Origin of the sequence: Pseudomonas sp. R-28-1W-6 (assembly GCF_009799925.1) — a bacterium.
Classification (GTDB): Bacteria; Pseudomonadota; Gammaproteobacteria; order Pseudomonadales; family Pseudomonadaceae; genus Aquipseudomonas.
Genome location: NZ_WELK01000002.1, coordinates 400846 through 427331 on the forward strand (window position 1 = coordinate 400846; position 26486 = coordinate 427331).

The following is a 26486-nucleotide window of genomic DNA, read 5'->3' on the forward strand; positions in this document are numbered from 1 at the left end:
TGCCGCTACACTCCAAGCCCGGAATCTTCCGGGCTTTTTAATGCCCGACAGCATACCGGTTGCCGCATAACAAGGAACTTGCAGCCCATGGCGTATTACCAACACCCGCTCGATGTCACCACCCTGCCCGCCTGGCAGGCCCTGCGCCAGCACCGCGAGGACATGCGAACGTTCAGCATGCGCGAGGCCTTCGCCAGCGACAGCAAGCGTTTCGAGCGTTTCTCCATGAGCACCAGCGGCCTGTTCCTCGACTACTCGAAGAACCTGATCAGCCCGCAGACCCGCGACCTGCTGGTCCAGCTGGCCCGGGACGCCGGCCTGCAGCCGGCCATCGAAGCGCTGTTCAACGGCGAGCAGCTGAATGCCTCGGAAGGCCGTCCGGCCCTGCACACCGCCCTGCGCCGGCCGATCGGCGACTGCGTCAAGGTCGACGGGAGCAACGTGATGCCCGAGGTGCACCGCGTGCTGCACCAGATGACCGACATAGTCGGGCGCATCCACAGCAACATGTGGCGCGGCTACAGCGAGAAGAGCATCACCGACGTGGTCAACATCGGCATCGGCGGCTCCTTCCTCGGCCCGCAGCTGGTCTCCGAGGCGCTGCTGCCGTTCACCCAGCACGGCGTGCGCTGCCACTACCTGGCCAATATCGACGGCAGCGAGTTCCACGAACTGACGGCCAAGCTCAACGCGGAAACCACCCTGTTCATCGTCTCCAGCAAGTCCTTCGGCACCCTGGAAACCCTGAAGAACGCCCAGGCCGCGCGCAGCTGGTACCTGGCCCGCGGCGGCACCGAGGAGAAGCTGTACCGCCACTTCATCGCGGTCACCAGCAACCGGGAGGCGGCCGTCGCCTTCGGCATCCGCGAGAAGAACATCTTCCCGATGTGGGACTGGGTCGGCGGGCGCTACTCGCTGTGGTCGGCGATCGGCCTGCCGATCGCCCTGGCCGTCGGCATGTCCAACTTCAAGGAGCTGCTGTCCGGCGCCTACAGCATGGACACGCACTTTCGCACCGCCCCGTTCGAGAAGAACATGCCGGTGCTGCTGGCCCTGCTCGGCGTCTGGTACGGCAACTTCTGGGGCGCGCAGAGCCACGCGATCCTGCCGTACGACCACTACCTGCGCAACATCACCAAGCACCTGCAGCAGCTGGACATGGAGTCCAACGGCAAGAGCGTGCGCCAAGACGGCAGCCCGGTGAGCACCGATACCGGGCCGGTGATCTGGGGCGGCGTCGGCTGCAACGGCCAGCATGCCTACCACCAACTACTGCACCAGGGCACCCAGCTGATTCCGGCCGACTTCATCGTGCCGGTGGTCAGCTACAACCCGGTCGCCGACCACCACCAGTGGCTGTACGCCAATTGCCTGTCGCAGAGCCAGGCCCTGATGCTCGGCAAGTGTCGTAACGAGGCGGAAGCCGAGCTACGCGCCCAGGGCCTGGCGGAAAGCGAAGTGCAGCGCCTGGCGCCGCACAAGGTGATCCCCGGCAACCGGCCGAGCAACACCCTGGTCCTGGAACGGGTCAGCCCACGGCGCCTGGGCGCCCTGGTGGCCATGTACGAGCACAAGGTGTTCGTGCAGAGCGTGATCTGGGGCATCAACGCCTTTGACCAGTGGGGCGTGGAGCTGGGCAAGGACCTCGGCAAGGGTGTCTACCAGCGCCTCACCGGCTGGGACCAGCCCGCCGCCGAGGATGCCTCGACCCAGGGCCTGATCGACTTCTTCCGCGGCCGTCACCGCGGTTGACCCCAACAAGCCCGGCCCTGCGCCGGGCTTTTCCGTTATCCGGGGCAGGAAAGCGCCGAGCACTCGAAGAATTTGCGCCGCTCAGGTACCCCGCCACTTGAACCAGGCAACCGCCTGGCCCACCCTGATCGACACAGCGGATCAACAATAACAAGGAGCCCGCCATGTTCGAGATCACTCGCCATCCCGTCACGAATGCCGTGCGCCAGCACGCCCACCTGGACAACGACGCCTACCTGCGCCTGTATCGCCAGTCCATCGAGCAACCCGACGCCTTCTGGGCCGAGCAGGCCAAGCAGTTCCTCGACTGGTTCAAGCCCTGGGACCGGGTGCAGCACTGCGATATGCGCCTGGGCCAGGCCGAATGGTTCAAGGGCGGCCGGCTCAACGTGGCGCACAACTGCATCGACCGCCACCTGGCCAGCCGCGGCGAACAGATCGCCATCATCTGGGAAGGCGACAACCCCAACGAGTCGGCGCACATCACCTACAACAAGCTGCACAGCCACGTCTGCCGCCTGGCCAATGTGCTCAAGCAGCGCGGGGTGAAGAAGGGCGACCGGGTGTGCATCTACATGCCGATGATCCCCGAAGCGGCCTACGCCATGCTCGCCTGCACGCGCATCGGCGCGGTGCACTCGGTGGTGTTCGGTGGCTTCTCCCCGGATGCCCTGCGCGACCGCATCCTCAATGCCGACTGTCGCACCGTGATCACGGCCGACGAGGGCGTGCGCGGCGGCAAGTACGTGGCGCTCAAGCGCAATGTCGACCAGGCCCTGCAGAGCTGCCCGCTGGTCAGCACCGTGGTGGTGGTCGAACGCACCCAGGGCGTGATCGACTGGACCCCCGGTCGCGACCTCTGGTACCACGAGGCCCTGCGCGAAGCCTCCGGCGACTGCCCGGCCGAGCCGATGGACGCAGAGGACCCGCTGTTCATCCTCTATACCTCCGGCTCCACCGGCAAACCCAAGGGCGTGCTGCACAGCACCGGCGGCTACCTGCTCAGCGCGGCGATGACCCACAAGTACGTGTTCGACTACCACGAGGGCGACATCTACTGGTGCACCGCCGATGTCGGCTGGGTCACCGGGCACAGCTACATCGTCTACGGCCCGCTGGCCAACGGCGCCACCACCCTGATGTTCGAGGGCGTGCCGAACTACCCGGACGCCTCGCGCTTCTGGCAGGTGATCGACAAGCACCAGGTCAACATCTTCTATACGGCGCCCACCGCCCTGCGCGCGCTGATGCGCGAAGGCGAAGGCCCGGTGCAGAAGACCTCGCGCAGCAGCCTGCGTCTGCTCGGCTCGGTCGGCGAGCCGATCAACCCGGAAGCCTGGGAGTGGTACTACCACGTGGTCGGCGAGATGCGCTGCCCGATCGTCGATACCTGGTGGCAGACCGAGACCGGCAGCATCCTGATCACCCCTCTGCCCGGCGCCACCGACCTCAAGCCCGGCTCGGCGACCCGGCCGTTCTTCGGCGTGCAGCCGGTGCTGCTCGACGACCAGGGCCATGAGATCGAGGGCGCAGGCTCTGGCGTGCTGGCGATCAAGGCCAGCTGGCCGAGCCAGATTCGCAGCGTCTATGGCGATCACCAGCGGATGATCGACACCTACTTCAAGCCCTACCCCGGCTACTACTTCACCGGCGACGGCGCGCGCCGCGACGAAGACGGCTACTACTGGATCACCGGCCGCGTCGATGACGTGATCAACGTCTCCGGCCACCGCATCGGCACCGCCGAGGTGGAGAGCGCCCTGGTCCTGCACGATGCGGTGGCCGAGGCCGCCGTGGTCGGTTACCCGCACGACATCAAGGGCCAGGGCATCTATGCCTTCGTCACCCCGGTACTCGGCGTGGAGCTCAACGACGCGCTCAAGGCCGAGCTGCTGGCGCTGGTCGGCAAGGAAATCGGCAGCTTCGCCAAGCCGGAGCTGATCCAGTGGGCGCCGGGCCTGCCGAAGACCCGCTCGGGCAAGATCATGCGCCGCATCCTGCGCAAGATCGCCTGCAACGAGCTGGACAACATGGGCGACACCTCGACCCTGGCCGACCCCAGCGTGGTCGACGGGCTGATCGACAAGCGCCTCAACCGCTGACGAAAACCCAGCCCTGCCGGCACGACGGCAGGGCTGGTAAACTGCGCGCCCTCCTCTTCCGAGATACCGCGCATGCCCGCTCTCACTCAGGCGCTGCGCGCCGCTCTCGACGCCCGCCAGGGCCTGCTCGGCGAACTGCACGATCAGGGCACCGACTGCTACCGTCTGTTCCACGGCAGCCAGGAAGGCGCCCCCGGCCTCACCGCCGACCGCTACGGCCCACAGCTGCTGGTGCAAAGCTTCCACCAGAGCCTCGAACGCGACGCCCTGCTCGACCTGCAAGCGACCGTCCAGCAACGTCTCGGCCGCGACCTGCAGCTGGTCTACAACGACCGCTCCCAGGGCAACTCGCGCATCGACCGCAGCGATCCCATATACCAGGCCGAACCCGCCGCCCTGGAAGACCAGATCGGCCACGAGTGGGGGCTGAACTACCGGGTGCGCGGCCGCCACCCGGGGCAGGACCCGCTGCTGTTCCTCGACCTGCGCAACGCCCGCGGCTGGGTCAAGGCGCACAGTGCCAGCAAGTCGGTACTCAACCTGTTCGCCTACACCTGCGGCGTCGGCCTGTGCGCCGCCGCGGGAGGTGCCAGCGAGGTGGTCAACCTCGACTTCGCCGAGGGCAACCTGGCGGTCGGCCGCGAGAACGGCCTGCTCAACCCGCAGCTGCCGGTCATGCAGTTCATCCAGTCCGACTACTTCCCGGCCATCCGCCAGCTGGCCGGCCTGCCCATCACCGCACGGCGCGGGCACAAGCTGCCGCACTATCCGCGCCTGCAGCCACGCCAGTTCGACCTGGTGCTGCTCGATCCACCGGCCTGGGCCAAGAGCGCCTTCGGCACCGTCGACCTACAGCGCGACTACCAGAGCCTGCTCAAGCCGGCGCTCCTCGCCACGGCGGCCAATGGCACGCTGATCTGCTGCAACAACCTGGCCAAGGTGGCGCTGCCCGAGTGGCGCGAGCAGGTGCTGCGCTGCGCGGAAAAGCTCGGCCGCCCGGTGCGCGAATGGCAAGTGCTGCCTCCTGCGGCGGACTTCCCCTCGCACGATGGCCAGCCGCCGCTGAAGACCCTGATCCTGCACTTCTGAGACGGCTTGCCAGCACGCCGATGGCCCCATTTCCAAAATAGCCATGCCATACTTCCGGGCATCTCAGCCTGGAAGTTGAAGTCGTCCCATGCCCAAAGGATTGAAACGCGCCGCAAGCGCACTGCTGATCGCCATCGCCCTCTACAGCCTGCTCGGTTTCCTGATCCTGCCCGGCATCGGCCTGCGCATCGCCAACCAGCAACTGGCCCAGTACGCCACGGTGCCGGCCCGCCTGGAGCGCATCGAGCTCAACCCCTTCAGCCTGGAGCTGAACCTCTGGGGCCTGCATATCGGCGAAACGGGCCAGGAACAGATCGCCTTCGAGCGCCTGCACGCCAACCTGCAGCTGGACAGCCTGTGGAGCGGCGCCCTGCACCTGGCCGATGTCGAGTTGGAGAAGGTGCGCAGCGAGGTGCTGTTCGCCCGGGATGGCACACTCAACCTGAACCAGCTGTTCAAGCTGCCGCCCAGCCCGGAGAAACCCGCCGAAGAGGCGCCGAGCGAACCCTTCCCGCTGCGCATCGAGCGGGTCGAACTGATCGAGAACGGCCTGCACTTCCGCGACCTGCGCCCCAGCGAGCCGGTGGAGTTCGTCTATGACTCGCTCAACCTGGAGCTGAAGAACCTCAGCACCCTGCAAGGCGACAACGCCGAGATGAGCCTGGTGGCTGTCGGACCGGCCGGCGGCCGCATCGACTGGCACGGTCAGATCAGCCTGACCCCGCTCACCTCCAGCGGCCAGCTGCAACTGCGCGACGGCAAGCTCAGGGGCATCTGGCCCTATGTACGCGATGTCGTCCCGCTGGTACTGGAAGACGGCGTGGTCAACCTGAGTACCGACTACCGCCTGAGCCTGGCCAAGGGCACCGATCTGCTGCTCAGCAACACCACGCTCAGCCTCAACAACTTCGCCATCAAGAACCCGCAGGACAAGCCGCTGCTGCGCCTGGCCAGCCTGGAAGTGAGCGAGACCTCGCTGGACCTCGCCAAGCAGCAGGTGGTGATCGGCAAGGTGCGCAGCCAGAAGCTGGAGACCTGGGCCGCCCGCGAGCAGGATGGCCAGCTCGACTGGCAGAAGCTGCTGGCCAGCCAGCCCGCCAAGACGACACCTGCCGTGGCTCCGGCACCGAACGAGGGAGGCGCCGGAGCCATGCCGACGACTCCAGACGCTAGCGCAACCCCTGCCGTGGCGGCCGGCGAGCCGGCTCCGGCGCCGCAAGGCGCACCCGCAGCACCCGCGGCGCCTGCCCCAGCGGCCACCAGCGAACCGGGCAAACCCTGGCAGGTGAGCCTGCGCGACCTGCAGCTGCGCGACTACCAGATCCACCTGGCCGACCGCGCGCCGTCGCAGGAGGTCAAGCTCGACCTCGGCCCGCTCAACCTCGACCTGAGCGACTTCGACAGCCAGGGCACCTCGCCCTTCGCCCTCAAGCTGGGCACCGGCCTGAACCAGAACGGCCAGCTGACGGCAGCCGGCAAGGTCCAGCTGACGCCGCTCAGCGCCCAGCTGCAACTGACCACCCGGGATATCGACCTGCGCCTGGCGCAGGCCTATATCAGCCCCTTCATCCACCTGGAGCTGCGCAGCGGCCGGCTCGGCAGCGACCTGGCGCTCGACCTGAAAAGCCTCGAACCGCTGGCCTTCTCAATCGGCGGCCGGGCCGAGGTCAACCAGCTGCACACCCTGGATACCCTCAAGGAGCGCGACTTCCTCAAATGGCAGCTGCTGCAGGTGGAAGGCCTCGACTACCGCCACGGCGAAGGCCTGGGCATCCAGCAGATCAACCTGCAGCAGCCCTATGCCCGCTTCATCATCAACGAAGACCGCACCACCAACGTCAACGACCTGCTGATTGCGCAGGCCGAGCCGAGCGGCGCCAAGGCCGCCGCAGCCGAGCCCGCCGCCAAGCCGCTGCCGATCCGCATCGGCGGCATCGACATCGAGGACGGTTCGGCCAACTTCGCCGACTTCAGCCTGATGCCCAACTTCGCCACCGCCATCCAGCAGCTCAACGGCAAGATCGGCACCCTCGACAACCAGAGCCCGAAAGCCGCCAACGTGAACATCGAGGGCAAGGTCGACAAGTACGCGCCGGTCAGCATCAAGGGCAAGCTGACCCCCTTCGACCCGATGAACAGCCTGGATATCGCCACCAGCTTCAAGAATGTCGAGCTGACCACCCTCACCCCCTACTCCGGCAAGTTCGCCGGCTACCGCATCCGCAAGGGCCGTCTCAACCTCGACCTGCACTACCAGATCGAGAAGGGCCTGCTGAATGCCGACAACAAGCTGCTGCTGGAAGACCTGCAGCTCGGCGAGCAGGTCGACAGCAAGGATGCCGTGGATCTGCCGATCCGCCTGGCCGTGGCCCTGCTCAAGGACACCCAGGGCAATATCGACATCCAGCTGCCGGTGCAGGGCGACCTCAACAACCCGCAGTTCAGCGTCATGCCGATCGTCTGGCAGACCCTGCGCAACCTGGTGCTGCGCGCCGCACAGGCACCGTTCAACTTCATCGCCGGGCTGGTCGGCGGCAGCGACAGCGACCTCAGCCAGGTGCAGTTCGCCGCCGGCAGCAGCGAGCTGGACGGCGCCGCGCAGAAGTCGCTGGATACCCTGGCCGCGGCCCTCAAGCAACGCCCGGTGCTGCGCCTGGAAGTCGAAGGCATGAGCGCCCAGAGCAGCGACGGCCCGCCGCTCGCCGCCCAGCGCCTGGAACGCGAATACCAGAACACCTGGTACAAGATCCTCCAGCGCCGCGGCGACAAGGTACCGGCCGACCCCAGCGAACTGGTGGTGGCCGAGGACGACCAGGCCGTGCTGCTCGAAGGCATCTACCGCGCGCGCCTGAAGCAGCAGCCCCCGGCCGAATGGAAAGAACTGCCGGACGAAGAACGCACCCTGAAGCTGCAGCAGGCGGTGCTGCAATCCTGGGCGCAGAGCGACCTGCTCCTGCGCCAGCTGGCCCAGGCCCGCGCCGCCAGCATCAAGGACTACCTGGTCGAACGCGGCGGCCTGGAGGACCAGCGGGTCTACCTGCTCGACGTCGCCAGCAGCCAGGCCCTGGCCGACGGCAAGGTCAGCACCGCCCTGCACCTGGGGAGCCAGTGATGCAGCGCTACGCCGCCTGCCTGGCCCTGGCGCTGCTGCTGAGCAGCCCGGCGCAGGCAGCAACCACCATGCGCTGCGGCACGCAGCTGGTCAGCGAAGGCGACCGCGCCTTCGAGGTCGAGCAGAAATGTGGCGAGCCGGCGCACCGCGACCTGGTCGGCTACACCCTGAGCGGCTATGACCGGCGCGAATTCAAGATCGAGGAGTGGGTCTACGGGCCCACCAACGGCATGCTCAGCATCCTCACCTTCGAGGGCAACCGGCTGATCCGCATCGAAACCCGGCGCAGCCGCTGACAGCCGCCCAGCGGCGGTGTAGGCTGCCGCCCATACCCCGCGTTGCGACCCCGTCGATGCTCAAGCCCCTCGCCACCACCCTGCTGCTCTCGCTGTGCTGCGCCAGCGCCCAGGCCGGTTCGACCCTGCGCTGCGGCAGCCAGCTGATCAGCACCAACGACCTCGCCAGCGAAGTGCTGAGCAAGTGCGGCGAACCGGTCAGCCGCGACTTCCTCGGCTACCGCGAGGTGGTCGACTACTACGGTTTCGCCAGCGAAGTGCCGGTCGAGGAGTGGACCTACGGACCGAAGAACGGCATGTATTACTTCCTGCGCCTGGAAGGCAACCGCCTGATCAAGATCGACAGCAAGCGCAAGAACTGACCCACCCCGCGACACGGAAGTACGCGATGCTCATCATTCCCGCCGAACACCCCCTGGACTGGAAACGCCCACCGGTCATCACCCTGCTGCTGATCCTGCTCAACACCCTGATCTACTTCGCCTACCAGGGCGGCGATCAGGCGCGCGAGGAAACGGCGGTGCGCACCTACCTCGACGGCGGCCTGCTCAACCGCGAACGGGCGCTGTTCGTCGAGGATTTCAGCGCCCGCCGCGAACTGGACCAGGACAACCGCGAGTATCTCGACGGCATGCGCCGCCAGGACCTGGCCGCGCTGATCCTGCATGACCTGGAGTTCGAGCACGGCCTGCATCAGCGCGCGGCGTATCTGGCCGACAGCACCTGGCAAGCGGCACGCCAGCGCGCCGAAGCCGCGCGCAACCAGCTCAGCAGCATCCGCTTCGGCTTCATTCCCGCCCAGTTCAGCGTGCAGGGGCTGTTCGGCGCCATGTTCCTGCATGGCAGCTTCGAGCACCTGCTGGGCAACATGCTGTTCCTGTTCATCTTCGGTTTCGCCCTGGAGATCGCCCTGGGCCGCGCCGTCTATCTGGGTCTGTACCTGCTCAGCGGCGTCGCCGCGCACCTGCTGTGGTGGGCGCTGGATCCGGTCTGGGTCAGCGGAGTCGGCGCTTCCGGGGCGATCTCCGGGCTGATGGGCATGTACCTGGGCGTCTACGGCCTGCGCAAGATCAACTTCTTCTACTGGCTCGGCCCGCTGTTCGGCTACTTCAAGGCGCCGGCGCTGTGGATTCTGCCGGTGTGGATGGGCAAGGAGCTGTACGGCCTGCTGCTGGCCGAGGGTAACACCAACTACTACGCCCACCTCGGCGGCCTCGCGGCCGGCTTCCTCGCCGTGTGGCTGCCGCGCCTGGGCGGCCGGCTCAAGGTCGACGAGGCCTACCTGCACAAGGAAGACCCGGACGCGCCGTTCAAGCGCGAGTTGGCCGCCCTCGATCAGCTGATCGGCCAGTTCGCCCTGGACCAGGCCGCCGCCCGCGGCCCGGACCTGCTGGCCCGCTATCCCGGCCGACGCGCGCTACTGGAGCGCCTGTATACGGTGGCCCGCGGGCGCCAGGACAAGGCCCTGCTCGGCAGCGTGCTCAAGCAGCTGTTCGCCCTGGCCGAGCACGGCGACAGTCTGCCCCTGTTGCGCCGCATCGCCGACGACAGCGGCGAGGCCGGGCAGCACCTGCTGCAGCACCCGGCCGTGCAACTGCACCTGCTCGCCCCGCTGATCCGCGCCGGCGAAGGCCCGCGTGCCCTGGGCACCTGGCGCCGCCTGAGCCGCAGCGCGCAACTGCCGCCGCAGTTCCCGGTGCTGACCCTGCAGCTGGCTCGCCAGCTCGGCCAGCGCCAGGACCTGCGCGGGGTCGGCGAGCTGAGCCGCTTCCTGCACCAGTCCTTCCCGGAAGCCGAGCAGACCCGCCAGCTGGCGATCTATCAGCAGCATCTGGCGCGCTGAGCCTAGCCCGAAGACAGTCCGAGCGGCGGATTCACGTAGGGTGCGCCGTGCGCACCACAAGCCACGCACAGTTCTCTGGTGCGCACGGCGCACCCTACGCAAGAGCAGCCAGCCCTTAAATCAGTGGCTCCGCCCCCGCATGCAGTGGCGGAAAAACCCTCGTGGGCAGGTCTTCAGAACTCCCCACAAGCTGCCGACCAGGCAACACAGGCGAGCCTGCTTATAGCGCGGCATGACTGCCACAGAACAGATCGCAGGCCGGCGCTCAGCCGCGCTCGGCCAGCCGGGCGATGGTCGCATCCAGCACGGCCACCTCGCCCAGCAATGGCGACTGCGGGTAACGTGCCCGGATGTAGGCCAGCAGCTTCTGCGCCGGCTCCAGTTGCCCCAGCCCCTCGGCAAAGCCTCGCGCCGCCAGCAGGTAGGCGCGGGCCATGAACGGGTAGTCGGGGAAGCGCTGGTGCAGGTTGCGCAGCAGGCTCAGGCCCTCGCGAACCTTGTGCCGCTCGATCAGCGCCTGGGCCAGCCGCTCGCAGGTCTGGGCATCGCCCGGCAGATAATCCGCCTGCAGCCGGCGGGCATTGAGCAGCGCCGTGGCGGCCTGGGCCGGGTTCGACCCGGCGGCCAACGGCAGGTAATGGGCCAGATGGCGCAGGCAGCGCTCACCGGCATTCAGGCCATAGAGCAGCTGATGGAAGCGCTCGTTGAGCTTGAGGTCATCGGGCATGCGCTCCAGCGCCTGGGTCAGCACCTCCAGGGCCGGCCCGCTCTGCCCCTCCTTGAGCCGCACCTCGGCCTCGGCCAGGGCCCGCCGCCTCTGGTACTCCTCGGCCGGCAAGCCAGCACTGGCGCCCTCCTCGGCCACGGCAAAGCCCAGCGCGCCCTGATACTGGAACACCGCATAACCCATCATGGCGCACATCACCACGCTGAAATAACCGAACAGCAGGGTCGCGATCGGCAGCAGCACCACCCTCGGCAGGCCGTTCGAAAGCATGTAGGTGACCCAGTCCGGCGACTGCCAGAGGATGAACAGGAACACCCAGAGGATCAGGTAACGCCAGCCCATGGCCTTGATCACCTGGCCGACCTCGTCCGGACTGAGCGCCGCGCCCAGGGTCTTGTCCAGCGCCAGACGGATGATGCAGGCCGGGATCAGCAGCTGCACGCCCAGGCTGACTGCCCAGAACAGCGCCTCGCTGTCGAAATCGGCGGCCAGCCACTGGGCGGCGAAGGCGATGAAGAAGATCACCAGCAGGCGCCAGAACAGGCCGAAGCCCTCGATATCGAACGCGCTGCGCAACGCGGGCGCCTCGCGGCCACCCTGGCTGGCGCTCTCGATCACGCTCTGCAGGTATTTGCAGGCCACGCAGAACAGTGCCAGCCAGAGCAGCTTCCAGCCCGGCATGAACAGGCTGGCCAGGGCCAGCGCCGCGGCGAACAGCAACGGCCCCGCCTGGAAGCCGTAGAGGAAGAATTGCGGGATACGCTCCCAGAAAGGCTGGGCGGTATTCGCCGCACCGAGAAAGGCCAGCTTGCCGCGGCACAGCGGGCAGACCGGTTGCTGATCGGGAGCCTCGGCATTCAGCGGGATGCAGCAGTCGCCGAAATCCCGTTGGCACGGCACGCATTGCCAGGTGGCCGGCTGCGCGGGGTGGTAGCGGCAGTAGGTGATATCCATCGCCAAACATCCTTGTGGGTACTACGCGAGGCACTATTGTCCCGGCAAATCGCAGGCAAAAAAAGAGGGCCCGCAAGCGGGCCCTCCTCTTTACTGCAGGCGCTGCGGACTTAAACGCCAGAAGCCTTGGCTGCCGCGACGTCCTTGATCGACAGCTTGATACGGCCGCGGTTGTCCACGTCCAGTACCAGTACTTCAACTTCCTGACCTTCCTTCAGAATGTCGGTGACCTTCTCGACACGCGCATCGCTGAGCATGGAGATGTGCACCAGGCCATCCTTGCCCGGCAGGATGTTGACGAAGGCGCCGAAGTCGACGATGCGCTCGACCTTGCCGACGTAGATCTTGCCGATCTCGGCTTCCGCGGTGATGCCCAGTACGCGCTGACGCGCGGCCTCGGCCGCTTCCTTGGTCTCGCCGAAGATCTTGATCGAGCCGTCGTCTTCGATGTCGATCGAGGCCTTGGTCTCTTCGCAGATACCACGGATGGTCGCGCCGCCCTTGCCGATGACGTCGCGGATCTTGTCCTGGTCGATCTTCATGGCGATCATGGTCGGCGCGTTGGCCGACAGCTCGCTGCGCGACTGGGCAATGACCTGGTTCATCTGGCCGAGGATGTTCAGGCGCGCTTCCAGGGCCTGGCCCAGAGCGATTTCCATGATCTCTTCGGTGATGCCCTGAATCTTGATGTCCATCTGCAGTGCGGTGACGCCATTGGCGGTACCGGCAACCTTGAAGTCCATGTCGCCCAGGTGGTCTTCGTCACCGAGGATGTCGGTCAGAACGGCGAATTTCTCGCCTTCCTTGACCAGACCCATGGCGATACCGGCAACCGGTGCCTTCATCGGTACACCGGCGTCCATCAGGGCCAGGGAAGCGCCGCAGACGGAAGCCATCGAGGACGAACCGTTGGACTCGGTGATTTCCGAGACTACGCGGATGGTGTACGGGAAGGCGTCGGCGGCCGGCAGCATGGCCTGCACCGAACGACGGGCCAGACGACCGTGACCGATTTCGCGGCGGCCGGTGGCGCCCATGCGACCACACTCACCGACCGAGTACGGCGGGAAGTTGTAGTGCAGCATGAAGGGGTCTTTCTTCTCGCCTTCCAGGGTGTCGAGCAGCTGCGCGTCGCGCGCGGTACCGAGGGTGGCAACCACCAGGGCCTGGGTTTCACCACGGGTGAACAGGGCCGAACCGTGGGTCTTGTCCAGAACGCCGACTTCGATGTTCAGGCCACGCACGGTACGGGTGTCACGACCATCGATACGCGGTTTGCCGTTGACGATGTTCTCGCGCACGGTGCGGTATTCGATTTCGCCGAAGGCGTCTTTGACTTCGCCAGCGGTCGGCTGACCTTCGGCGCCGGAGAACTTGGCCACCACCTGATCTTTCAGCTCGCCCAGACGCGCGTAGCGGTCCTGCTTGATGATGATGGTGTAGGCCTGGGAGATCGCTTCACCGAACTCGCTGCGGATGGCATTGAGCAGGGCGGTGTTTTCGGCTTTCGGCTGCCAGTCCCAGGTCGGCTTGGCGGCTTCGGCGGCCAGCTCGGTAACGGCCTGGATCACGGCCTGGAATTCGTCGTGGGCGAACAGCACGGCACCCAGCATCTGGTCTTCGGTCAGCTCTTTGGCTTCCGATTCAACCATCAGCACGGCGTCCTTGGTACCGGCCACGACCATGTCCAGGCTGGAAGCCTTGAGCTGCTCGTAGGTCGGGTTCAGCAGGTAGCCGGTTTCCGGGTGGAAGGCGACGCGCGCGGCACCGATCGGGCCATTGAACGGGATACCGGAGATGGCCAGGGCAGCCGAGGTACCGATCATCGCGGCGATGTCCGGATCGGTCTTCTTGCTGGTGGAAACCACGGTGCAGATGACCTGCACTTCGTTCTGGAAGCCTTCCGGGAACAGCGGACGGATCGGACGGTCGATCAGGCGCGAGGTCAGGGTTTCTTTTTCCGAAGGACGCGCTTCACGCTTGAAGAAACCACCGGGGATCTTGCCCGCGGCGTAGGTTTTTTCCTGGTAGTGCACGGACAGCGGGAAGAAGCCTTTGCTCGGGTCGGCGGTCTTGGCGCCGGTTACGGCGACCAGTACGGTGACGTCATCGTCAACGGTGACCAGCACGGCGCCGGAGGCCTGACGGGCGATACGGCCAGTCTCGAGGGTAACGGTCGACTGACCGAACTGGAACTTCTTGATTACCGGGTTCACGGTGTTTTCCTTCTCTATTGTTGCCTTGGGGAAACTGTGGAGCGAGGGCTTACCCCTCTGAAAGTCTGTTCGCAACTCGGCTCGGCGGAACCGGTTTGTGAACGGGCTTTAAATACCCGCCTGCAGAAAGCCAGAAGCTGGAAGCCCCAAGCCCCGGTCGGTTGAACCGACTGCGACTTTTGACTTCCAGCTTCTCACTTCAGGGGTACGTCTTAACGACGCAGACCCAGGCGACCGATCAGGGCGCTGTAACGCGATACGTCTTTACCCTTCAGGTAGTCCAGCAGCTTGCGACGCTGGTTAACCATACGGATCAGGCCACGACGGGAGTGGTGGTCTTTGCCGTTGGCCTTGAAGTGGCCTTGCAGCTTGTTGATGTTGGCGGTCAGCAGGGCAACCTGCACTTCCGGGCTACCGGTATCGCCTTCAGCTTGCTTGTAGTCGGTTACGATTTGGGCTTTTTCTTCAACGCTCAGTGCCATGGTAATGGGCTCCTAGAGTGAACAGGCCAGGGACTATTCCCTGTATTAATAAAGTGAGGGGTGACCATGCCTGTTGACAGCCATCCTCGTACGCCAGCGGGCAACAAACCCGCTAACGCTTGCATGCGGATAAATCCGCCTGTGTTTCACCGCCAGCGAACTAATCCGCCAGCGATTTCGGTCACTCCGACCGAATCAGTCGACGCGGCGCGATGCGCCCGTCTTCGCTCACTTCACCGATGCCGATGAAGCGACCATTGTGATCTTGCACCCGCACCATGCCGAACTTCGGTGCATCCGGCGCGCGTACCGGCTGGCCATGTAGCCAGTAATAGGCGCTGTGCTCGGAAAAATGCACCAGCGGCCAATGCTGCAACCCGCTGTCCGCCGGAAGCAGGAAGCGATCCAGCGCCTCGTTGCCGCCTTCGGCATGGGCTGCTTCCAGCTCTTCCAGGGTGACCGTCTGCGCCAGATTGAACGGCCCGGCCTGGGTCCGGCGCAATTCGGCGACATGGGCGCCACAACCGAGCAGCTGGCCGAGGTCCTCGACCAGGGTACGGATATAGGTACCCTTGCTGCAGGCCACGCTCAGTCTCAGCTTCGACTCTTCGAGGCTGAGCAGTTCCAGGCGCGCAATAGTAACAGAACGCGCCTCGCGCTCCACTACTTCACCGGCCCGCGCCAGCTTGTACAAGGGCTGCCCATCTTTCTTCAGGGCCGAGTACATCGGCGGCACCTGGCTGATTTCCCCGCGGAAACGCGGCAGCAGGGCCTCGACATCATCCCGACCAACGGTCACTTCACGACGTTCGAGCACCTCACCCTCGGCATCGCCGGTGGTGGTGGTCACGCCCAGTTGGGCCAGGGTCTCATAGCCCTTGTCGGCATCCAGCAGATACTGGGAGAACTTGGTCGCCTCGCCAAAGCACAGCGGCAGCACGCCGGTGGCCAGCGGATCGAGGCTGCCGGTGTGCCCGGCCTTTTCGGCATTGAGCAGCCAGCGCACTTTCTGCAGCGCGGCGTTGGAGCTGAAGCCATAGGGCTTGTCGAGCAGGATGATGCCGTCAACCTTGCGGCGAATACGTTTGACCTGGGCCACGCTCAATCGTCCTGATGCTTGCTGTCTTCGGCGACGGCACGTTCGATCAACGTGGACAGGTGCACACCGCGAGAGATGCTTTCGTCATAGTGGAAATGCAGCTGCGGCACGCTGCGCAGCTTCATCGCCTTGCCCAGCAGCATGCGCAGGTAGCCGGCGGCGTCATTCAGTACGCGCACGTTCTGCTTGATCTTGTCGGCGTCGTTCTCGCCCATCACGGTGATGAATATCTTGGCGTGACCGACATCGCGGCTGACGTCCACGGCAGTAACGGTGACGAAGCCCAGGCGCGGGTCCTTGACCTCGCGCGGGATCATCTGCGCCAGCTCGCGCTGGATCTGGTCGCCGATACGTTGGGTACGGCTGTATATCTTTGCCATTTACCTTACCTCTCCCGCAGGCAGCGCCAGCGGGTACAAAAGCGGCAAACGCCCGGCCGCGTCAATGCGGGGCCGGGCGTTGCGTGTTGCAGCTCGCTGCGTTACAGCGTACGAGCCACCTGGACCTTCTCGAACACTTCGATCTTGTCGCCGACCTTGACGTCGTTGTAGCTCTTCACCGCGATACCGCACTCCATGCCGGCCCGCACTTCGGACATGTCGTCCTTGAAGCGGCGCAGGGATTCCAGCTCACCTTCGAAGATCACCACGTCTTCACGCAGTACGCGGATCGGACGGTTACGGTGCACGACACCCTCGACCACCATGCAACCGGCGACCGCGCCGAACTTCGGCGAACGGAACACGTCACGCACTTCGGCGATACCCAGGATGTTCTCGCGAACATCGCTGCCGAGCATGCCGGTCAGGGCCTTCTTGACGTCATCAATGATGTCGTAGATCACGTTGTAGTAACGCATATCCAGGCCTTCGGCCTCGACGATCTTGCGCGCGCCGGCATCGGCACGCACGTTGAAGCCGAAAATCACCGCATTCGATGCCAGCGCCAGGTTGGCATCGGACTCGGTGATACCACCGACGCCGCCACCGACCACACGCACTTGCACTTCGTCGTTGCCCAGGCTGCTGAGCGAACCCTGCAGCGCTTCCAGCGAGCCACGGACGTCGGACTTGAGGACGATGTTGAGCGTCTTCTTCTCTTCCTGGCCCATGTTCTCGAAGATGTTTTCCAGCTTGCCGGCATGCGCGCGAGCCAGTTTGACCTCGCGGAACTTGCCTTGGCGGAACAGGGCGACTTCGCGGGCCTTCTTCTCGTCGGCCACCACCATCATCTCGTCACCGGCATCCGGCGTGCCATCCAGGCCGAGAATCTCGACCGGAATCGACGGACCGGCTTCCTTGATCGACTTGCCGTTCTCGTCGAGCATGGCGCGCACGCGGCCATAGTTGACGCCGACCAGGACCATGTCGCCCTGGCGCAGGGTACCGTCCTGGACCAGCACGGTCGCCACCGGGCCACGGCCCTTGTCCAGACGGGACTCGACCACCACACCGCGGCCCGGGGCCGACGGGGTGGCTTTCAGTTCGAGAACTTCGGCCTGCAGCAGTACGGCTTCGAGCAACTCGTCGACACCGGTACCCATTTTCGCCGAGACATGCACGAACGGCGCATCACCGCCCCACTCTTCCGGAATCACGTCCAGCGCGGCCAGGCCGTTCTTGATGTTGTCCGGGTTGGCATCGGGCTTGTCGATCTTGTTCACCGCGACCACGATCGGCACGCCAGCAGCTTTCGCATGCTGCACGGCTTCCTGGGTCTGCGGCATCACGCCGTCGTCCGCCGCCACCACCAGGATGACGATGTCGGTCGCCTTGGCACCACGGGCACGCATCTGGGTAAACGCGGCGTGACCGGGGGTGTCGAGGAAAGTAACCATGCCGCGGTCGGTTTCCACGTGATAGGCGCCGATGTGCTGGGTGATGCCACCGGCTTCGCCAGCGGCGACCTTGGCGCGACGAATGTAGTCGAGCAGCGAGGTCTTGCCGTGGTCGACGTGACCCATGACGGTCACTACCGGTGCGCGGTGGAAGGACTCACCTTCGAAGCGCAGCGATTCGGCCAGCTGATCTTCCAGGGCGTTGTCGCTGACCAGCTTGACCTTGTGGCCCAGCTCTTCGGCGATCAGCTGGGCAGTTTCCTGATCCAGCACCTGGTTGATGGTCACCGGAGTGCCCATCTTGAACATGAACTTGATGACTTCGGCAGCCTTGACCGACATCTGCTGGGACAGTTCGCCCACCGTGATGGTCTCGCCAATCGATACTTCGCGCACTACCGGTCCTGTCGGGCTCTGGAACCCGTGCTGATTACGCTTCTTCAGCTTGCCCTTGCCACGACCGCCACGACGGAAGCCATCGGTTTCCTCGTCGACGGTGCGCGGTGCAACACGCGGGGCAGGAGCCTTTTCCTTGACGGAAGGGCGGTGCTGGGTGGTCTTGCGGTCACCACCACGACGCTCGGCATCGTCGCTGCGCGCCTTTTCCGGGCGACGCTGTTCTTCTTTCTTGCGCTCGGCAGCGGCGGCATCCAGCACCGGCGCCACGTCAAGCGGAGCGGCAACCGACGCGACAGCAGCTTCGCTGGCGGCTTCGGCCGGCTTGGCGCTGGCGCTCGGCTGCTTGCGCGCCTCTTCTTCGGCGCGACGAGCGGCTTCCTGCTCGGCCTTCAGGCGGGCAGCCTCTTCGGCCGCGCGCTGCTCTGCCAGCTCGCGCTGCTTCTCCGCCTCGATCTCGTCAGGGCTGCGCTTGACGTAGGTTTTCTTCTTGCGCACTTCCACACTGATGGTCTTGCTACCGGCAACCTTCAGGGTAGTGGTGGTCTTGCGCTGCAAAGTAATCTTGCGCGGCTCTTCCAGTTTCTCGCCGTGGCTGCTCTTGAGATGGGCAAGCAGGGCTTGCTTCTCGTTGTCGGTCACAACTTGCTCGGCACTGGTGTGCGGCAGACCCGCCTCACGCATCTGCAGCAGCAGGCGCTCTACCGGTGTGTCGACCACTTGGGCCAGTTCTTTCACCGTGACTTGCGTCATGCACTTCTCTCCTCAGGCCGTAAAACTTACTCGAACCAATGGGCTCGGGCGGCCATGATCAGCTTGCCGGCACGCTCTTCGTCGATGCCGTCGATGTCGAGCAAGTCGTCGATCGACTGCTCGGCCAGGTCTTCGCGGGTAACTACGCCACGTACTGCCAGTTCTTGCGCCAGGCCCTTGTCCATGCCCTCCAGGGACAGCAGGTCCTCGGCAGGCTGGGCGTCGGCCAACTTCTCTTCGTTGGCGATGGCCTTGGTCAGCAGGCGATCTTTGGCGCGAGCGCGCAGCTCGTTGACGATGTCCTCGTCGAAGCCATCGATGCTGAGCATCTCTTCCATCGGTACGTAGGCGATTTCTTCCAGGCTGGTGAAGCCTTCCTCGACCAGCACCTGAGCCAGTTCCTCATCGACTTCCAGCTCGTTGATGAAGTCCTGCAGGATGTCGCCGGTCTCGGCCTGCTGCTTGGCCTGGATGTCCGCTTCGGTCATCACGTTGAGGGTCCAGCCGGTCAACTGACTGGCCAGGCGCACGTTCTGACCGCCACGACCGATGGCCTGAGCGAGGTTGTCTTCGCCGACGGCGATGTCCATGGCATGGGCATCTTCGTCGACGATGATCGCCGCCACTTCGGCCGGAGCCATGGCGTTGATCACGAACTGGGCGACGTTCTCGTCCCACAGCACGATGTCCACACGCTCACCACCCAGCTCGCCGGAAACGGCCTGCACGCGCGAACCGCGCATGCCGATACAGGCGCCTTGCGGGTCGATGCGCTTGTCCTTGGAGCGCACGGCGATCTTGGCGCGCGAACCCGGGTCACGGGAGGCTGCCATCACCTCGATCAGCTCTTCGGCGATCTCCGGCACTTCGATGCGGAACAGCTCGATCAGCATCTGCGGCGCGGTGCGCGACAGGATCAGTTGCGGGCCGCGGTTCTCGGTGCGGATTTCCTTGAGCAGGGCACGCAGACGCGCGCCGACGCGGAAGGTTTCGCGCGGGATGATGTCTTCGCGGGCCAGCAGCGCCTCGGCATTGTTGCCCAGGTCGACGATCACGCTGTCGCGGGTGACCTTCTTCACGGTCCCAGAGATGATTTCGCCCACGCGCTCGCGGTACGCATCCACCACCTGGGCACGCTCGGCCTCGCGCACTTTCTGCACGATGACCTGCTTGGCGGTTTGCGCGGCGATACGGCCGAACTCGATCGACTCGACCGGCTCTTCAACGATGTCGCCGACCTTGGCGCCCGGCTTCTGCTCTTGGGCCTGTTCGACAGTCAGCTCGGCTGCCGGATTTTCCAGATCGTCTTCTTCGACCACATTCCAGCAGCGGAAGGTTTCATAATTACCGGTGTGGCGATTGATCTCCACACGCAGCTCGACCTCGTCGTCAAAACGCTTCTTGGTCGCCGTCGCCAGAGCCAGCTCCAGCGCTTCGAAAATCACACTGGCCGGTACGCCTTTTTCGTTGGATACCGACTCTACAACCAGCAGTACTTCTTTACTCATCGTACGCCTCGCCTTTCGCAATCCATTGGATCCACGCAATCCGCGTACTCCGCGGGATCCGCGCCTCAGTCAAAACGGGGGATAATGTTGGCCTTGTCGATCAGGTCGATCGGCAACAGGTATTCGTGGTCATCCACCAGCACCACCACGTCCTGCTCTTCCACACCGCGGAGAAGGCCTTGGAAGTTGCGCCGACCATCGAATGGCGAACGCAACTTGATTTTCACCTGCTCGCCAACGTGCTTGGCGAACTGCTCGAGGGTAAACAGCGGCCGGTCCATGCCGGGCGATGAAACCTCGAGGGTGTATTCACTGGCGATCGGGTCTTCCACATCCAGCACACCACTGATCTGTCGACTGACCTTTTCGCAATCCTCGACCAGCACACCATCGGGCTGATCGATATAGACCCGAAGCAGAGAATGCCGACCCTGAGACAGGAACTCGACACCCCAGCACTCGTAGCCAAGCGACTCCACTACCGGGGCCAACAAGGCCTGCAACTGCTCTAGCTTGCTCGACACCTGAACCCCTCCGTGCATGTCGTACAAATAAAAAATGGGCGAAACGCCCATCATCAAGCCACTCAGAAACACTGGCGGCGGACTGTCCAGCTAGCAAAAAGCCCCTGAAAAGGGGCTTCTCGAATACTGGTTGCGGGGGCTGGATTTGAACCAACGACCTTCGGGTTATGAGCCCGACGAGCTACCAGACTGCTCCACCCCGCGCCAAAGCTGGGGCGGAAGTATACGGCTGTTCCCCCTCCAGGGTCAACCGAACTCCCAGCAACAAGAAGGCCCGCATATAGCGGGCCTTCTTGATTTGGTACCGAGGAGGGGACTCGAACCCCTACAGCCTATGGCCACTACCACCTCAAGGTAGCGTGTCTACCAATTCCACCACCTCGGCAAAAACGGGTATTACTTCTGCTCTTCAGTTTTCGGCACGTCAGTTGCTTCAACTGCCGGAGCCTTGCCTTCGAGCACCGGAACGTCTTCGACGGCCGGCTTTTCCTGTTGCACTTCAAGCACTGCCGGATCCGGCAAACCTGCTTGCGTCAGCATATCAGACTTTTCTTTAGCAAAAAACGCTAAACCCAAGCTGGTAATGAAAAAAGTTGCAGCGAGTATACCAGTAAAGCGACTCAGAAAGGTAGCCGAACCCTGACTGCCGAATACGGTTGCCGAAGCCCCCGCACCAAAGGATGCACCAGCGTCGGCACCCTTGCCCTGCTGCAGCAGAACCAGCGCAACCACGCCAATGGCAACCAGCAGATGCACAACAATTACGACTGTTTCCAGCATTTTTCAGTTTCCTGCCGCGCGACAGATCGCGCCAAACTCGTCCGCGTTCAGAGAGGCCCCACCAACGAGCCCCCCATCGATATCCGGCATGCCGAACAGTTCAGCTGCATTGACCGCTTTCACGCTGCCGCCGTAAATAATCCGCACCCCGCGCGCCACCTCGGCATTTTCAGCCTCCAGCTGCGCACGTATGGCTGCGTGCACTTCCTGCGCCTGCTGCGGCGAAGCCGTCAGCCCGGTACCAATGGCCCAGACCGGCTCATACGCCACAACGGCACGGGCAAATGCACCCACACCCAATTCTTCAATCACGCTGCCCAGCTGAGCGGCAACCACCTCAAGGGTCCTGCCCGCCTGCCGCTGCTCCAGCGTCTCGCCCACACACAGCACCGGCACCAAACCACAGGACTGCGCCGCAGCAAACTTGCGACTGAGGACATCGTCGCGCTCACCCAGGATCTGACGACGCTCCGAGTGCCCAACCAATACCAGCGAGCATCCAGCATCCGCCAACTGACTCGGCGCCACCTCACCCGTAAGCGCACCCTGCATCGGCTCAACCGCGCAATTCTGCGCACCGACGGCGATCGACTTACCCTCCAACCCGGCAATCACCTGACTGATGTAGAGACAGGGCGGCAGTACCGCCACTTCTACACCGGTAGGCAGGGCCAACTGACGAAGGCCCTTGATCAGCTCTGCGACGCTGGCGCGGGTACCGTGCATTTTCCAGTTACCAGCTACCAGGGGGCGACGCATGCCATACCTCGTCGATCAAAGTGGGCGCAGATGTTACCCAAGAGCTTCCGCACTGGCAAGCCAATCAGGTGCAGACTTCCGTGACGACTTTCGCCAATTCCTCGGCATAGCCGCGCACCTGAGCCTCATCCTCGCCCTCCACCATCACCCGCACCAGCGGCTCGGTACCGGACTTGCGCAGCAGCACGCGACCGCGCCCCGCCATCCGCTCGGTCACCCGCGCGCAGGCGTCCTTGACCGCCGGATGCTCGAGAGGGTCTGCACCACCGGCAAAGCGCACATTGATCAGCACCTGCGGGCACTTGCGCAAGGCCTGACGCGCCTCGGCCAGGCTCTGACCATTGCGCCGCAGCGCCAGCAGCACCTGCAACGCGGCAATGATGGCATCGCCGGTGGTGGTGTGCTGGAAACACACGACATGCCCGGAGTTCTCGCCACCCAGCTGCCAGTCACGCTCCTGCAGATCGGCCATCACATAGCGATCACCTACCTTGGCCCGGGAGAACGGGATGCCCAGCTCGGCCAATGCCAGCTCCAGGCCCAGGTTACTCATCAGCGTACCGACCACCCCACCCTGCAGCTTGCCGCGCGCCTGCAGATCGCGCGCGATGATGAACAGCAGCTCATCGCCATCGACCACCACACCGGCATGATCGACCATCAATACGCGATCGCCATCACCATCGAAGGCGATTCCCAGGTCGGCCTGCTGTGCCAGCACCTCCGCCTGCAGCGCCTCGACATGGGTCGAGCCGCAATTGTCATTGATATTGAGACCATTGGGCTGAACGGCCAGGGTTGAAACCTGCGCCCCGAGCTCGCGGAACACGCTCGGCGCCACCTTGTAGGTCGCACCATGGGCGCAATCGATGACCAGCTTGAGCCCGGCAAAACTGGTGCTGGTCGGCACACTGCTCTTGCAGAACTCGATATAGCGTCCGGCCGCATCATTGATCCGCGACACCTTGCCCAGCTGCGCCGACTCGACCACGGTCATCGGCTGATCGAGCAACTCCTCGATCATCAGCTCGACCTCGTCCGGCAGCTTGGTACCACTACCCGAGAAGAACTTGATGCCGTTGTCGTAATGCGGATTGTGCGAGGCACTGATGACGATGCCCGCTTCTGCCTGGAAGGTACGGGTCAGGTAGGCAATGGCCGGCGTCGGCATGGGACCGAGCAGCATGACATCGGCCCCCGCCGCGGACAGCCCGGCCTCCAACGCCGACTCGAACATATAGCCGGAAATGCGTGTGTCCTTGCCGATCAGAATGCGGCACTTGCCCTGCTTGCGAAAGGCCATGCCGGCCGCCCAGCCAAGCTTGAGCATGAAGTCAGGCGTAATGGGGAATTGCCCGACATGACCACGAATACCGTCGGTGCCGAAATACTTTCTGCTCATATTCACTCCGCTTGTTCTTATTCCGCCATCTGCACGGCCGCGACCATGCGCACCACGTCGACCGTCTCAGCGACATCGTGCACACGCAGAATGCATGCACCCTTGCTGACCGCCAATGCAGCCAAGGCCAGACCGCCGTACAGGCGCTCGCCGACTTCGCGCCCCAGCGCCTGACCGATCATGCTTTTACGCGACACCCCGACCAGCAGGGGCCGCCCCAAGACATGCAGCCCTTCCATATGTCTGAACAGGCTCAGATTGTGCGACAGTGTCTTGGCGAAGCCGAAGCCTGGGTCCAGCACGATTCGTTCACGCGGGATTCCGGCCGTATCACAGGCGACCATGCGCTGCGCGAGAAAATCGGCCACCTCGGCGAGCACGTCACGGTACTGCGGATTCTGCTGCATGCTGCCGGGCTCGCCCAGCATATGCATCAGGCAAACCGGCAGACCGGTATCGGCAGCCGCCTCCAGCGCGCCATCACGACGCAGCGAGCGCACGTCATTGATCAGTCCCGCCCCCAGACGAGCCCCCTCGCGCATGACCTCCGGCGTCGAGGTATCCAGGGAGATGATCACATCCAGCTCGGCAGCGATGGCCTCGACCACCGGCGCCACCCGCTCCAGCTCCTCCAGCGGCGAGACCGGACGCGCGCCCGGACGGGTCGACTCACCGCCGACATCGATCAGCGTCGCTCCAGCCGCAACCATCTCGGCTGCATGGCGCAATGCCGCGTCGCGCGCTGCAAAACGACCGCCATCGGAAAAGGAATCGGGGGTGACATTGAGAATCCCCATCACTTGCGGATGGGCCAAATCAAGGACCCGACTGCCGCAAGGCAGTCGGGTTGGGTATTGCGCAGCAGTCATGGGTCGCCTTAGTGCTCGCCGGCCGGGCCGCCGATCGGGGTTTCCGGGCGATTAGCCTGCTCCTTGGGAGCGCTCGGAGTACCCGAGCCATCCTGCCAATCGCGCGGCTCGCGTGGTGTACGGCCAGCCATGATGTCGTCGATCTGGTCGGCATCGATGGTTTCGTACTTCATCAGCGCATCGGCCATGGCATCCAGCTTGTCGCGATTCTCCTCCAGCAGACGCTTGGCGGTGGCGTAGCAGCCATCGATCAGGCTACGCACCTCATCATCGATGAGCTTGGCGGTCTCCCCGGAAACATTGGCATGCTGGCTGCCGGCGCTGCGCCCGAGGAAGACTTCACCCTCTTCTTCGGCGTACATCAGCGGCCCCAGCTTCTCGGACAAGCCCCACTTGGTCACCATATTCCGCGCCAGACGCGTGGCACGCATGATGTCGTTGGATGCACCCGTGGTCACGCCATCGAAGCCCAGGGTCATTTCCTCGGCAATACGACCACCAAACAGCGAGCAGATTTGACTGGTCAGCGCGCGCTTGGACAGGCTGTAGCGATCCTCTTCCGGCAGGAACATGGTCACGCCCAGGGCGCGGCCACGGGGAATGATCGACACCTTGTAGACCGGGTCGTGCTCGGGCACCAGGCGCCCGACTATGGCATGGCCGGCTTCATGGAAGGCCGTGTTGAGCTTCTCCTTCTCGGACATGACCATGGATTTGCGCTCGGCGCCCATCATGATCTTGTCCTTGGCCAGTTCGAATTCCTTCATCTCCACCACCCGCTTGCCCGCACGTGCGGCAAACAGCGAAGCCTCGTTGACCAGATTGGCCAGGTCGGCGCCGGAGAAGCCCGGAGTGCCTCGGGCGATCACCGCCGGCTCGACGTTGTCGCCGATCGGCACCTTGCGCATGTGCACCTTGAGGATCTGCTCGCGACCGCGGATATCCGGCAGACCGACCACCACCTGGCGGTCGAAGCGGCCCGGACGCAGCAACGCAGGGTCCAGCACATCCGGACGGTTGGTGGCGGCGATGACGATGATGCCATCGTTCATCTCGAAACCATCCATCTCCACCAGCAACTGGTTGAGGGTTTGCTCGCGCTCGTCGTGGCCACCACCGAGACCGGCACCGCGGTGACGACCGACGGCATCGATCTCGTCAATGAAGATGATGCAGGGCGCGTGCTTCTTGGCTTGTTCGAACATGTCGCGTACGCGGCTGGCGCCGACGCCGACGAACATTTCGACGAAGTCGGAACCGGAAATGGTGAAGAACGGCACCTTGGCCTCGCCGGCAATGGCTTTGGCCAACAAGGTCTTGCCGGTACCGGGCGGACCGACCATCAGCACGCCACGCGGGATACGCCCACCCAGGCGCTGGAACTTGCCCGGATCACGGAGAAACTCGACCAGCTCGCCAACCTCTTCCTTGGCCTCGTCGCAACCGGCGACGTCAGCCAGGGTGGTTTTCACCTGGTCTTCCGAGAGCAGGCGCGCCTTGGACTTGCCGAAGCTCATCGGCCCACCCTTGCCACCGCCACCACCCTGCATCTGGCGCATGAAGAACATGAACACGGCGATGATCACCAGGATCGGGAAGCTGGCCACCAGCAGCTGGGTCCAGATGCTCTGGCGCTCCGGCTGCTTGCCGACGATCTCGACGTTGTTGTCGATCAGATCCTTGATCAACCCGCGGTCTTCGATGGCCGGACGCACGGTCTCGAAGGTGGTGCCATCGGCGTTCTTGCCGCTGATGATGTAACCATCCACGGTGACCTGCTTGACCCGACCTTCCTGCACCTGCTGGATGAACTCGGAGTAGTTCAGCTTGCCGGACTCACTGGGGCTGGAGAAGTTGTTCATCACAGTGACCAGAACGGCCGCGATGATCAGCCACAGGATCAGGTTCTTTGCCATGTCGTTCAATTAGCTACCCTCTGAAGCGAGCCCCGTCCTGAAACGCGCTCCGCATAACGGCTTGAGATAT

General features: G+C 64.3%; 20 protein-coding genes and 2 tRNA genes. 7 read left to right on the plus strand and 15 right to left on the minus strand.

The features are described from left to right. Window positions 1–87 precede the first annotated feature (87 nt). The 7 genes from pgi to F3I62_RS06140 all read left to right on the plus strand — a co-directional run bounded on the left by pgi (window position 88) and on the right by F3I62_RS06140 (window position 10194). On the plus strand, window positions 88–1752 hold the full coding sequence (gene pgi, locus F3I62_RS06110) for a glucose-6-phosphate isomerase (protein ID WP_160488780.1): 1665 nt from the start codon (window positions 88–90) through the stop codon (window positions 1750–1752). Window positions 1753–1916: 164 nt separating this feature from the next. After that, window positions 1917–3854, plus strand: coding sequence for an acetate--CoA ligase (acs, locus tag F3I62_RS06115; protein ID WP_160488781.1), 1938 nt, complete (start codon window positions 1917–1919; stop codon window positions 3852–3854). A gap of 72 nt (window positions 3855–3926) precedes the next feature. Continuing rightward, the gene (locus F3I62_RS06120) at window positions 3927–4943 is read left to right on the plus strand and encodes a class I SAM-dependent rRNA methyltransferase (protein WP_160488782.1); all 1017 of its coding nucleotides are present in this window, start codon (window positions 3927–3929) and stop codon (window positions 4941–4943) included. 88 nt (window positions 4944–5031) lie between these two features. Continuing rightward, window positions 5032–8055, plus strand: coding sequence for a DUF748 domain-containing protein (locus F3I62_RS06125; protein ID WP_160488783.1), 3024 nt, complete (start codon window positions 5032–5034; stop codon window positions 8053–8055). Beyond that, window positions 8055–8351 carry a DUF2845 domain-containing protein gene (locus tag F3I62_RS06130; RefSeq protein WP_160488784.1) on the plus strand — a complete coding sequence of 99 codons (297 nt, stop codon included), beginning with the start codon at window positions 8055–8057 and terminating at the stop codon, window positions 8349–8351. Before F3I62_RS06125 ends, F3I62_RS06130 begins: the two co-directional genes overlap by 1 nt. 56 nt (window positions 8352–8407) lie before the next feature. Further along, the gene (locus F3I62_RS06135) at window positions 8408–8713 is read left to right on the plus strand and encodes a DUF2845 domain-containing protein (RefSeq protein WP_160488785.1); all 306 of its coding nucleotides are present in this window, start codon (window positions 8408–8410) and stop codon (window positions 8711–8713) included. Window positions 8714–8739: 26 nt separating this feature from the next. Then, complete coding sequence (locus F3I62_RS06140) at window positions 8740–10194, plus strand: rhomboid family intramembrane serine protease (protein ID WP_160488786.1); 1455 nt, start codon at window positions 8740–8742, stop codon at window positions 10192–10194. A 265-nt stretch (window positions 10195–10459) separates the two neighbouring features. On the opposite strand, the gene F3I62_RS06145 is transcribed toward F3I62_RS06140, so the two are convergent. From F3I62_RS06145 to ftsH, 15 genes are all read right to left on the minus strand, one after another. Next, on the minus strand, window positions 10460–11875 hold the full coding sequence (locus F3I62_RS06145) for a hypothetical protein (protein ID WP_160488787.1): 1416 nt from the start codon (window positions 11873–11875) through the stop codon (window positions 10460–10462). Between the two features lie 110 nt (window positions 11876–11985). Continuing rightward, the gene (pnp, locus tag F3I62_RS06150; RefSeq protein ID WP_160488788.1) at window positions 11986–14091 is read right to left on the minus strand and encodes a polyribonucleotide nucleotidyltransferase; all 2106 of its coding nucleotides are present in this window, start codon (window positions 14089–14091) and stop codon (window positions 11986–11988) included. A 212-nt stretch (window positions 14092–14303) separates the two neighbouring features. Continuing rightward, window positions 14304–14573 (minus strand): 30S ribosomal protein S15, encoded by a 270-nt coding sequence (gene rpsO / locus F3I62_RS06155; protein ID WP_160082491.1) that lies wholly within the window; start codon window positions 14571–14573, stop codon window positions 14304–14306. Window positions 14574–14754: 181 nt separating this feature from the next. Next, complete coding sequence (truB, locus tag F3I62_RS06160; protein WP_160488789.1) at window positions 14755–15672, minus strand: tRNA pseudouridine(55) synthase TruB; 918 nt, start codon at window positions 15670–15672, stop codon at window positions 14755–14757. A gap of 2 nt (window positions 15673–15674) precedes the next feature. Further along, entirely contained in the window at window positions 15675–16052 is a 378-nt protein-coding gene (rbfA, locus tag F3I62_RS06165) for a 30S ribosome-binding factor RbfA (protein ID WP_160082495.1), read from the minus strand. Window positions 16053–16153: 101 nt separating this feature from the next. Beyond that, window positions 16154–18658, minus strand: coding sequence for a translation initiation factor IF-2 (gene infB / locus F3I62_RS06170; protein WP_160488790.1), 2505 nt, complete (start codon window positions 18656–18658; stop codon window positions 16154–16156). A 26-nt stretch (window positions 18659–18684) separates the two neighbouring features. Beyond that, the gene (gene nusA, locus F3I62_RS06175; RefSeq protein WP_160082499.1) at window positions 18685–20166 is read right to left on the minus strand and encodes a transcription termination factor NusA; all 1482 of its coding nucleotides are present in this window, start codon (window positions 20164–20166) and stop codon (window positions 18685–18687) included. A gap of 65 nt (window positions 20167–20231) precedes the next feature. Further along, window positions 20232–20690 carry a ribosome maturation factor RimP gene (rimP, locus tag F3I62_RS06180; RefSeq protein ID WP_160489037.1) on the minus strand — a complete coding sequence of 153 codons (459 nt, stop codon included), beginning with the start codon at window positions 20688–20690 and terminating at the stop codon, window positions 20232–20234. A gap of 127 nt (window positions 20691–20817) precedes the next feature. After that, window positions 20818–20894 (minus strand) — tRNA-Met (locus F3I62_RS06185). 95 nt (window positions 20895–20989) lie between these two features. Then, window positions 20990–21075: transfer RNA gene (locus tag F3I62_RS06190), tRNA-Leu, on the minus strand. 11 nt (window positions 21076–21086) lie between these two features. After that, the gene (secG, locus tag F3I62_RS06195; RefSeq protein ID WP_160488791.1) at window positions 21087–21470 is read right to left on the minus strand and encodes a preprotein translocase subunit SecG; all 384 of its coding nucleotides are present in this window, start codon (window positions 21468–21470) and stop codon (window positions 21087–21089) included. A gap of 3 nt (window positions 21471–21473) precedes the next feature. Further along, entirely contained in the window at window positions 21474–22229 is a 756-nt protein-coding gene (tpiA, locus tag F3I62_RS06200; RefSeq protein WP_160488792.1) for a triose-phosphate isomerase, read from the minus strand. Window positions 22230–22293: 64 nt separating this feature from the next. Then, the gene (gene glmM, locus F3I62_RS06205; protein ID WP_160488793.1) at window positions 22294–23631 is read right to left on the minus strand and encodes a phosphoglucosamine mutase; all 1338 of its coding nucleotides are present in this window, start codon (window positions 23629–23631) and stop codon (window positions 22294–22296) included. A gap of 17 nt (window positions 23632–23648) precedes the next feature. After that, complete coding sequence (gene folP, locus F3I62_RS06210) at window positions 23649–24500, minus strand: dihydropteroate synthase (RefSeq protein ID WP_160488794.1); 852 nt, start codon at window positions 24498–24500, stop codon at window positions 23649–23651. An 8-nt stretch (window positions 24501–24508) separates the two neighbouring features. Then, window positions 24509–26416, minus strand: coding sequence for an ATP-dependent zinc metalloprotease FtsH (gene ftsH / locus F3I62_RS06215; RefSeq protein ID WP_160488795.1), 1908 nt, complete (start codon window positions 26414–26416; stop codon window positions 24509–24511). Window positions 26417–26486 lie beyond the last annotated feature (70 nt).